The organism is Pseudoalteromonas sp. SR45-4 (assembly GCF_014163535.1).
In the GTDB taxonomy this organism is placed as follows: Bacteria; Pseudomonadota; Gammaproteobacteria; order Enterobacterales; family Alteromonadaceae; genus Pseudoalteromonas; species Pseudoalteromonas nigrifaciens.
Genome location: NZ_JACJDO010000089.1, coordinates 1 through 1,806, shown reverse-complemented (window position 1 = coordinate 1,806; position 1,806 = coordinate 1). Strand labels below are relative to the sequence as shown.

The window sequence follows — 1,806 nt, the reverse complement described above, 5'->3', positions numbered from 1 at the left end:
CTAATCGGGTAGCCGGAGGTCTCTAACCTCCAGCCCCCACACCACCCATCATGCGGGTCCGCAATGGGCGGTTCATCTCCCGTAATGAATATTGATCCAAATATCTTTCAATGACACTAAACCTTGTGATGCTAAATAGTCATTACCTAGCGCAATGTTAATTCCTTTTGTTTTTGAGCTTCTACAAGGGCCTTTACTGGTGATACCACAGGCTATGGCGAGTCGCTCGCTAACACCCAATTTTATTAAACTGCGTACTTTGGTGCGAGGTTTACGCCATTGCCGCCAGTAGCACATTCTTATCCTACGACGGATCCAATGATCTAAATCCACTGTTAGTTGATAAGCGTTGGCTATTAGGTAGTAGTGTCCCCAGCCGCGTAAATACTGCGTGAGTTTATGAATTTGTAGGGTCATTGAGATCCCCCAGTTGCGGTTAGTGAGTTCTCTTACATTTGCTTTAAATTTCTTTAGCGCCTGTTCGTGGATCTGCACTTGAGCGTAACGGAAGGTAAACCCGAGAAATTTCGAGCCTGATACGGGACCGACTCGACTTTTCGATTCATTCACTTTGAGTTTTAATCGCTGAGTGATAAACGCAGTAATTTCCCGTTGGATTATGAGTCCTTCGCTTTTCGTTTTTACTAAAATGATTATGTCATCAGCGTAACGTGCAAACTTAAGGTGTTTGTAGGTTAGCTTCTTATCTAATTCATCGAGTAAAATATTGGAAAGTAAAGGGGATAATGGCCCACCTTGAGGGACTCCTTTGGTTGACTCAAACCACAGACCCGTTTCGCGCTCTGCGATCCCCGCTCGGAGGTATTTACCAAGTAGGCGCATGAGTGCTTTGTCTTTGACTTTACGACCAACACGATTCATCAGCATGTCATGGTTTACTTCATCAAAGAACTTAGACAAGTCAATATCAACTGCTGTTTTATAACCTTGTTTAACACAAGATTGAACATGATTTACTGCTTGGCTGGCTCTTTTATGAGGGCGATAACCATAACTATGTGGTGAAAATAGAGGCTCAAAGTAAGGGCTAATCACTTGAGCAATAGCTTGTTGGATCACTCTGTCGATAACAGAAGGGATCCCAAGCATTCGCTCACCGCCATCGGGTTTGGGTATCATCACGCGTTTGACTGGCAAGGGTTGATAAGTGCCGCTAAGTAATTGTTGTTTAATACCCAGCCAATGTAACTTAGCGAAGTGATTAAATTCCTCAATACTCATATTATCAATACCCGCAGCCCCTTTATTGCGCTTAACATGTTGCCATGCTGCACCAATATTGTGGTTGCTCAGTACCCTTGCCATCAGGTCACGATCTGTTTGGTTGTATTCATTCGAGGTATTATTCACAGTCGAACGCTGTTCATCACTATCACAACACGGTGATCTATGTGAATTCAAGTTCATTTGTAGTATCTCCTCTGGTTAAGATGTTCAGGCCTTCACCGTGTCCCCTCCATTACGATGGGCGTTTGGCTACTATGCCGTCTGCTGACTTCTGATAAATCACTCTAGCGATTACTCGATAAAGCGCGTCGAAACTAACGCTTGTTTACTGCTATTTCGCTCGCTGTAGGTCGCAGCAACCAAAGCGCCAAGGGTTGAACAACCAGTCCCTAACTGGTAATCTCCAAGCGTTAGCGCGGATGCGTGTTTATCAGATCTCCCCGAATAAGGTGCATCGACTTTCTCTGCACAACTGCATCATTTACGGTGGCCGTTAGATCACATGACTTCGCTATCTTGTGCTAGCTCGTCTCCAGCCTACGCCTCATATGATGTTTT

The 1,806-nt window shown here is 44.6% G+C and carries 1 protein-coding gene; it reads right to left on the bottom strand.

The annotated features are described in order from the left end of the window. Positions 1–72: 72 nt before the first annotated feature. The gene (gene ltrA, locus H5058_RS18065; RefSeq protein ID WP_259398653.1) at positions 73–1,428 is read right to left on the bottom strand and encodes a group II intron reverse transcriptase/maturase; all 1,356 of its coding nucleotides are present in this window, start codon (positions 1,426–1,428) and stop codon (positions 73–75) included. Between the last annotated feature and the right edge of the window lie 378 nt (positions 1,429–1,806).

Coding starts and splice junctions, on each gene's coding strand:
- ltrA (WP_259398653.1), bottom strand. CDS start 1,428: ATGAACTTGAATTCACATAGATCACCGTGTTGTGATAGTGATGAACAG.